The 8,165-nt window shown below is 64.4% G+C and carries 7 protein-coding genes; 2 read left to right on the top strand and 5 right to left on the bottom strand.

Annotated features, from left to right (window positions below):
- The coding region (locus tag RWR81_RS11090; protein WP_314457762.1) for a DUF3043 domain-containing protein at positions 1-578 on the bottom strand (578 nt) is incomplete at its 3' end.
- 41 nt (positions 579-619) lie between these two features.
- Between RWR81_RS11090 and RWR81_RS11085 the strand changes: the two genes are divergently transcribed.
- Positions 620-2,008 (top strand): dipeptidase, encoded by a 1,389-nt coding sequence (locus tag RWR81_RS11085; protein WP_314457760.1) that lies wholly within the window; start codon positions 620-622, stop codon positions 2,006-2,008.
- Positions 2,009-2,047: 39 nt separating this feature from the next.
- Positions 2,048-3,298, top strand: a complete 1,251-nt coding sequence (locus RWR81_RS11080; RefSeq protein WP_314457759.1) for a glycerate kinase — start codon at positions 2,048-2,050, stop codon at positions 3,296-3,298.
- Between the two features lie 77 nt (positions 3,299-3,375).
- On the opposite strand, the gene RWR81_RS11075 is transcribed toward RWR81_RS11080, so the two are convergent.
- The 4 genes from RWR81_RS11075 to RWR81_RS11060 form a co-directional block, all read right to left on the bottom strand.
- A complete protein-coding gene (locus tag RWR81_RS11075) occupies positions 3,376-4,389 on the bottom strand; it encodes a LacI family DNA-binding transcriptional regulator (protein ID WP_314457757.1) in 1,014 nt (337 codons plus the stop codon).
- 190 nt (positions 4,390-4,579) lie between these two features.
- On the bottom strand, positions 4,580-5,497 hold the full coding sequence (locus RWR81_RS11070) for a sugar ABC transporter permease (protein ID WP_314457755.1): 918 nt from the start codon (positions 5,495-5,497) through the stop codon (positions 4,580-4,582).
- 32 nt (positions 5,498-5,529) lie between these two features.
- On the bottom strand, positions 5,530-7,107 hold the full coding sequence (locus RWR81_RS11065; protein WP_314457753.1) for an ABC transporter permease subunit: 1,578 nt from the start codon (positions 7,105-7,107) through the stop codon (positions 5,530-5,532).
- An 89-nt stretch (positions 7,108-7,196) separates the two neighbouring features.
- Positions 7,197-8,165 (bottom strand): extracellular solute-binding protein (locus RWR81_RS11060; protein ID WP_314457751.1); only part of this gene is annotated, 969 nt, incomplete at its 5' end.

Raw genomic sequence — 8,165 nt, 5'->3', positions numbered from 1 at the left:
GCGGCCGGACGGCGCCAGCGCCGCAGCATGAAGCAGCGCGACATGATGTAGAAGAAGATCGTCCCCTCATTCTTGACCCGCTCGACACCGAACTTCCCGTTGAGCCGGCGGCGCAGCCGCGTCCAGCACCAGACGGCGTCGGCGATCGCCAGCAGCAGGTATCCGTTCATGGCCAGCACGGTGTAGAAGCTCACCAGGGGGTACTGGGGGAGGATGCGGCTGAATCCGAAGGAGAGGATGAGCAGGACGAAGACGAGGGGCATGAAGAACTCGCCCAAGTTGAAGCGCGCATCGACGAAGTCGCGGATGTAACGTTTGACCGGCCCCTTCTCCCGAGCTGGAAGGTACTTCTCCTCACCGGTCACCATGGCCTGGCTCTGGCGCTTCCACGCTTCGTCACGGGCCGCCCGCGCCTCTCGCTTGGCGGCCTGACGGTCCTTGGGGACCACGGGGTGCAGGTTCTTGGCCTGCTGGTCCTTGCGTCTGGGGGTGGGGCGTCCCTTCCCCCCGGGCTTGGAGGCGGGTTCGGCCACGGGCTCCGGCTCAGGGGGCTGGCTGCGCTTCTTGAACAGGCTCACGGTGCACAGACTAGCGGCACTGGCGCGATACCCTGAAAACCATGATCACTGTTGATGCTGTGCGCACTGCCGTGCGCACCTCCATGACCACTATCGTCTCCGATCTGATCGACCTGGTCGCGATCCCCTCAGTGTCCGCCTCCAGTCATGACCAGTCCCAGGTTCGACGCTCCGCCGAGGCCGTGGCCGCTCTTCTGCGCGACAGTGGTCTGGACGTCGAGATCCTCCGCGCCCCGGCCCCGGACGGAGCCCCCGGGAGGCCCGCCGTCGTGGCCCACAAGGCCGGGCCCCAGGGCAGCCCGCACGTTCTGCTCTACTCCCACCATGACGTCCAGCCCGTCGGCGACCCGGCAGGCTGGGACCAGGTGGACCCCTTCACTGCCGAGCGCCGCGGTGAGCGGCTCTTCGGGCGCGGTACCTCCGATGACAAGGCCGGTGTCATTACCCACGTCCACGCGCTGCGGACCCTGGCATCCCTTGCCGACGGCGAGCTGCCCTGCTCGGTGACGGTCTTCATCGAGGGTGAGGAGGAGGTCGGCAGCCCCTCCTTCGAGAACTTTCTGACCACCTACCGGGATCGGCTCGTCTCCGACGTGATCGTCGTGGCCGACTCCTCCAACTGGAAGGTCGGCATTCCCTCCCTGACGACCTCGCTGCGTGGGGTCGTCCAGGTCGATGTCCGCCTCGACATGCTCGATCACGCGCTTCACTCCGGACAGTACGGTGGTCCGGTTCTGGACGCCGCTACCGCCATGTGCCGCCTGATCGCCTCCTGCCACGATGATGCTGGCGACGTCGCCGTTGCCGGGCTGGTCAGCCGCTCCCGGGCCGACGCCGACTTCCCGGACTACCCGGAGGCCGACTTCCGGGTTGATGCCGGAGTTCTCGACGGCGTCGAGCTCATCGGCACCGGTGACCTCACCGCGCGGCTGTGGACCAAGCCCTCCCTGACCCTCATCGGTATGGACGTCACTCCTCTGGATCTGGCCGGAAACGTCCTGGCCCCCTCGTGCACGGCTCGGCTCTCGCTGCGCATCGCGCCGGGGCAGGATCCCGCCGAGGCTCAGGAGGCACTGGTCGCCCACCTGCAGAAGCATGCGCCCTTCGGTGGACGGCTGATTGTCAGCGGTCGCGAAGCGGGTCCGGCCTTCGATGGGTCCGAGGTCACTCCCGCCTCCGAGGCCGCCCAATGGGCCCTGTCCACTGCCTGGGGTGTCGAGGCGGTCAACATCGGCCAAGGCGGTTCCATCCCCTTCATCGCCACCCTCAAGGAGACCTTCCCCGAGGCACAGGTACTCGTCACCGGTATCGAGGACCCCGACACCCGGGCCCACAGCGAGAACGAGTCCATGCATCTGGGTGAGCTCGAGCACATCGTGGTCGCAGAGACCCTCCTTCTTGCTCGTCTCGGTGGCGTCATCGCCTCATGACTACGACTGCGTGTCGACCCCACTTCAGAGGATGAGTGCATGAGGGTTCTCCTCGCCCCCGGCGGTCTATGGCCTGAACCCGCTGGAGTAACGCTGGTCGGACCGGACTGTGGTCTGCCTGCCGACCGTGTCGTCGCATGCTTGGCAAGCGGTTGGCAGGCGGTGCGCCCCAATGACTCCCTGTCCCTGATGCCGATGGCTGACGGCGGCCCGGGCTCGGTCCAGGTGATCCCCCCGGAGCGTGTCGCCTCCCGCGAGGTCTTTCAGGGCCAGGGGCCGCTCGGACAGATCCGCGAGGTTGATCTGGTAGGACTGACTCCCAGGCCACTGCACTGCGGAAGCCGGCGTCCTCAGCAGGGCAGGACGTGGTTCCTCGATGCCGCCCGCCTCCTGGCGCTTCCCACCGACCCTGATGAGGGAGCTAGGGAGGCGCTTCAGGGCAGTACTTATGGTCTGGGACAGGTCATTGGCACCGCCCTGCGGCGCACACGTCCCTCCGACACGCTCCTGGTCGGGCTGTCACGATCGGCCGTCCACGACGGCGGAGTCGGAGCGCTTGACGCCCTCGGCGGCGCCACTGCGGCCATGGACCTCCTGGCCGGCCGCAGTCTCGGGCTGGTCCTGGCCGACGACGTCGCGCTGGGAGGCATGAACGGTGCCGGGGCGGCCCTGACGGAGGTCACCTCCTTGAGCCCCGAGCAGGCCCAGGAGCTGGACCGCCGTGCCTGCGCCGCTGCCATGGAGGCCGTGAATGCAGCTGACACCATCCGCCAAAGCTCCTCTGGAGGGACGAGGATGCTTCCTGTCGTCTCTGTGCTCGACGGCGCCCGGACGTCGCCGGTTCCTGGGAACCTGGAACTCGCAGGGGAGGCGAGGGTGCGCGCCTCAACCTGGGGGACTGGTGCGGCAGGGGGCAGCGCCATGGTGCTGCGGTCCCTGGGTGCATGGGCTCGACCCGGAGCCAGGGTTATGGCGGGGATCCTTGATCTGTCAGGGGTGGTGAACGACCAGGACCTGGTGGTCACCGCCTCGGGCGAGCTCTACGACGTTCCGGCCGACGGTGTCGTGGGTGTCGTCGGTCACCATGCCGCCTCCCGGGCGCTGCCGGTCGCCCTGGTGTGCGGGCGCTGCGCCACCACTCGCGGTGAGCTCGCCGGCGCCGGCATCTCCAACGCCTACAGCCTGCAGGAGCCCCATGCCGTCGAGCCCTGGGACGCCGTCGGCTCTGACACGCTGGAGGACCGTCTGAGAGATATGGGCGCACGGCTGGCCCGAACGTGGTCGCGCTGAGCCGGACGGAACTCGGTGCTCCTGGACCGGCGTGGGCCAGCGCTGCCCAGCGCGTTGCGGTGGAGTGCGCCTACGGCTCAGTCGATAGGGGCGGCTGCGGTCGAGTCGCGCACAATGAGGTCGGGGGCGAAGAGCATCTCGGTGTCGGTTGGCCGCTCGCCGTCGAGCTGGGCCAGCAGTGTGGACACGGCCGCCCGGCAGATGGAGTCCACTGGCTGACGTACCGTGGTCAGCGGCGGGTCGGTCATGGGAATGAGCGGTGAGTCGTCATAGCCGATGACGGAGACGTCGTGCGGCACGGATCTGCCTGTCTGACGCACCCCGTGGACCACTCCGAGGGCCATGACGTCCGAGGAGCATACGATGCCGGTGCAACCCTGCTCAAGCAGGTGCAGTGCGGCACTGATACCGCCCTCGTAGGTGTAGAGCGTCTCAACGATCCGCAGGGGCTCCTCGGGCAGGCCCTCGCTCATGGCGTCCTCGTAGCCGGACCGCTTGCGCTGAGCCGGGACCATGCGCATCGGCCCCATGGCCAATCCGATGCGTTGATGTCCCAGGGCGATGAGATGGTCCACCGCCATCCGGGTCGCCCGGCGGTCATCGGTCGCGAAGCCCGGGGCCTTGATGGTTGGTGCGTTGCCGTTGACCGTCACCAGCGGGATGCCGCGCTCACGCAGACGCTGATAGCGGGTGACATCACCGGTGGTGTCCGCATGGCGCCCTGAGACGAAGATGATCCCCGCGACGCCGCGGTCCACCAGCATCTCGATGTACTCGTCCTCGCTGATGCCGCCGGGCGTCTGGGTGCACAGCAACGGCGTGTGCCCGGAAGGGGCCAGGAGCTGCTCGATCTGCTGGGCGAACAGGGGGAAGATCGGGTTGCTCAGTTCGGGCACGATCAGTCCCATGAGTCCTCGGGAGGACTGGTGCACGGACTCCGGCCGCTCGTAGCCCAGGATGTCGAGGGCGGCGAGCACCTGCCGACGAGTCGAGTCGGCCACGTTGGATTTTCCGTTGAGTACACGCGAGACGGTGGCGGTAGAGACGCCCGCCTGATCGGCGATGTCGGTGAGAGTGAGTCTCTGCGGCATGAATGAATCCTATGAGGATCAGTGAAGATATAAGAATCTCTTCGCGGGAGCCGGTGGTGGCTCCTCCCGCCTGAAGATACTCCGCCATCATCGCAGATCACGGCCTGTTTGTGGGAATTGGGACCAGCGACGTCCCGGTCGCGCGGCTCCTGATCCATCGATGTTGAGGTGGGATGAAACTCGGAGGTACTCAGCCCTTGACGGCGCCCGATATGGAGCCCCCGACGATGTAGCGCTGGAGGTACTGGAACAGTGCGATCACCGGAGCCATGGTGAGGACCGCACCAGCGGCGAAGATCCCCAGGTTGTTGGAGCGGTCACCGACGAGCATGCCGTAGAGGCCCACCGCCAGGGTCTTCTGGGAGTTGTCGGTCAGGATGATCGACCCCAGGAGGAACTCGCTGATGACACCGACGAAGGCCAGCAGGAAGGTGGTGGCGATGATCGGCTTGAGTGTGGGTAGCAGGATGATTCTGAAGACCTGCCAGTGGGTGCAGCCGTCGATGATGGCGGCCTCATCGAGTTCGCGGGGGATGGTGTCGAAGGTTCCCTTGATGAGCCACACCTGCCCCAGGGCCCCACCCATGAGCGCCAGGCTGTAACCGGCGAGCGTGTTCAGACCAAGGGAGGGGACGACCTGGCCGATGTCGGAGATCATCGTGTAAATGGCGATCATGGACAGGATCGCCGGGAACATCATGATCAAAAGCAGGGCCAGCAGACCTCCGCGACGTCCGGTGAAACGGAAGCGGGAGAAGGCGTAGGCCCCGAGCAGGGAGAGAAATACCTGGGCGGTGGCCACTACCGAGCAGATGATGATGGTGTTGAGGTACCAGCGCAGGAAGGGGCCGCGCGCTCCCGCCAGTAGGTTCTGGTAGTTGACCAGACTTACCTTGGTGGGGATGAGGCCGGTGGAGGCTACCGTCCCCAGCGGGTTGAGGGAGGCGGAGATGACGTAGAGGACGGGGAAGGCGGCGAAGACAAGGGCGACGACGCCGATGACGTGCCTCCATCCGATCTCACGGAACCATCGGGAGAACGGCATATGGTTCTCTGCCGCCAGGCTGTTCTCGGAGCTTCTGGACACGGTTTTGGAAGAGGTGCTCATAGTGATTCTGTTCTTTCCGCAATCGACTCGGGTCAGTTGACGTCTTCGAGCTTCTTAGTGGCCCGGAACTGCAAAGCGGCCAGGACGCCGGTCACGGCGAACAGGATGACCGAGACGGCCGAGGCGAATCCGAAGTCGGAGCCGGAGCGGCCGAAGGCGATGCGGTAGACCATTGAGATGAGGATGTCGGTACCGCCGCGCGTGTACTCGCCGGTGGGGAATGGACCGCCCTCAGTCAGCAGCTGGATGGCGTTGAAGTTGTTGAAGTTGAAGGCAAAGGTGCTCACCAGCAGCGGGGCGACGGCGACCAGGAGCAATGGGGTGATGATGCGCCAGGTGGCCTGCATCCCGGTGGCACCGTCCATCTTGGCGGCCTCTTTGACGTCCCCTGAAATGGACTGCAGGGCCCCGGTGCACACGATGAACATGTAGGGGAAGCCCATCCAGGTGTTCGTCAGCAGAACGGCGATCTTCGCCATGGTCGGGTCGGACAACCACGGAACGTGGAGGTGCAGCATCTGGTTGATGAGGCCGAAGTCCTGGTTGTAAAAGTTCGACCACACGAGCAGCGAGATGAAGCCCGGCACTGCGTAGGGCAGCAGAAGGAAGGAGCGGTAGAGCTTCTTACCCTTGATCCGGTCGTCATTGAGTGTCAGGGCAAGGAAGAAACCGAGGCCGAATGTGAGCAGCACCGAGCCGAAGGCGAACACTACGGTCCAGGTGAATGCCTTGAGGAACTGGGAGGCCAGGTTGCCTTCAGTGAACAGTCGGGAGTAATTGGCCAGGCCCACGTTCTGCTTCCACGACTGGGCCAGGCTCTCACCCTTGGCGTTGACGAAGCGCTCTGACAATCCCACCTTCTTGACGGAGTAAACGTCCCCGGTCGCGGTGTTGGTGATGGTGTCGGAGGACTTGTCATACACCATTTGCTTGGTGCCCTCGAACGCGGTCCGCACGCCCTGGACCTTGACCGTGGTCTTATCGGAGAAAGGAACCGACATGGAGACGATGTTCTCGTAAGCGTCGTTGATCTGCCTGGGGGACAGGATCGTGTAACCGCTGGCTCTGGTCACCACCCCGTCCTCGATGGTGACGGTGGAGGGATCGATCTTCTCCATCTTCTTCCCATCGCTTCCGCGCATGACCTCCTTGGTCTGCGGATCGACCAGGAATAACGAAAAGGGACCCTGGGCGACGTCACTGTCGGTGGCGACTGACAGACCGTAGGTGGGGGAGTCCTCCGTGCGGACCATGGAGTTATTGGTGATGGCGGTGATCGCCTCCTCCTTCGTCCCACGGTAGCCGTCCCCGAAGTTGGTGAAGGAGGTCTGGATAGTCAGGATGATCGGGATAATGAGAAAGACGGTCAGGAAGAACGTGCCGGGAAAGAGATACTTGGCCGGTACGAACCGTTTTGTCGAGTACAGCAGGAACATGGCCGCCGTGGCGAGGAGGACGACTCCCAGCCACAACCACATCCGGTAGGTGATGAGAAGCGGAACGAGATAGATCGCGGACACCAGCGTGAGGGACAGAACCACGATGCGTCCGACGATGCCTCGGATAGTGGTGCTCTTCTCCCTTGGGGGTGTGACGGATGCGGGCGTCATTGTCGGCAGGTCCTTTCCAAAATTATGGGAAAGTAGAAAAGAGAATCGTGGGACGGCGGAGGAACGTTTTCCGTGGGACCGGCGTTGGTCTATGAGCCCTCGATCGAGGCCTTGATAGTCTTACCAACTCCGGTCATGGTGCTGGCGGGGTCTGCGCCCGCGACGATGTTTGCCTGAGCTCGCCCTAGCGGTTCCCATACTGACGACATGGCCGGGATTGCGGGCATGGGGTCTGCCTTGGCGGAGAGTTCCGCGAAGGCAACCATGTCGGGCTGCTCCGTTTTCAGCTTCTCGGTGAGATCCTTCTGCGCCGGAGGAAGCTCGTTGGACGGGAACATCGACGCCGCGAAGGTCATGTCCTTGGCGGCGTCGGCTACGAAGGTCTCAGCGAATGCCTTGTTCTTTCCGTTGGAGGCCACGTAGAAGCAGTTGACCCCCACGAAGGGACGGGCCTGGCTTTCCGGAACGTCCTTGAAGCCCGGGATCTGGGTGAGCTGGTAATCGATACCGGCTTTCTTGATGTCCGCCAGGGCCCACGGTCCGGAGATGAGATAGGGAGCCTTGCCGTCGGTGAACAAGGAGATGTGGTTAGCCGCGGTAACCGACTTCCTTAGGACTCCCTGCTGGCCGAGCTGCCGGATCTTCTCCGCAGCCTCGATTGATCCTTCCTGGCCGATGCCGAGGTCCTTGGAGTTGTACGAGCCATCGGGGTTCTTTCCGAACAAGTAGCCTCCTGCTGCGGTGTAGATCGGCTCCATGTTGTAGGCATCGCCCTTCTCATCGACCGCCTGAGAGAGAACGAGCTCGGTACCGGCGGCCGTGCCTGCCTCGACCATCTCCTCGATGGTGGCCGGCTCGGTGACCTGGGTCAGGGCCTTGTTGACGAACAGCCCCAGGCACTCGACGGAGTAAGGTGTGCCGTAGATCTGGCCGTCGTAGGTGACCGCCTTGAGTGCGATGTCGGTGTAGTTGGCCTCGGCCTCGGGGCTCAGGACGACTGGGTGGATGGCGCTGTTCTGCACCAAGTTACCGATCCAGTCGTGCGCGCCGACGACGAT

It is taken from the genome of uncultured Actinomyces sp., assembly GCF_963526355.1.
Taxonomy (GTDB): Bacteria; Actinomycetota; Actinomycetes; order Actinomycetales; family Actinomycetaceae; genus Actinomyces.
Note: the sequence above shows the minus strand (reverse complement) of the source record. Positions and strands in the feature narration are given on the sequence as shown.

Coding starts and splice junctions, on each gene's coding strand:
- RWR81_RS11080 (WP_314457759.1), top strand. CDS start 2,048: ATGAGGGTTCTCCTCGCCCCCGGCGGTCTATGGCCTGAACCCGCTGGA.
- RWR81_RS11070 (WP_314457755.1), bottom strand. CDS start 5,497: ATGAGCACCTCTTCCAAAACCGTGTCCAGAAGCTCCGAGAACAGCCTG.
- RWR81_RS11065 (WP_314457753.1), bottom strand. CDS start 7,107: ATGACGCCCGCATCCGTCACACCCCCAAGGGAGAAGAGCACCACTATC.
- RWR81_RS11075 (WP_314457757.1), bottom strand. CDS start 4,389: ATGCCGCAGAGACTCACTCTCACCGACATCGCCGATCAGGCGGGCGTC.
- RWR81_RS11085 (WP_314457760.1), top strand. CDS start 620: ATGATCACTGTTGATGCTGTGCGCACTGCCGTGCGCACCTCCATGACC.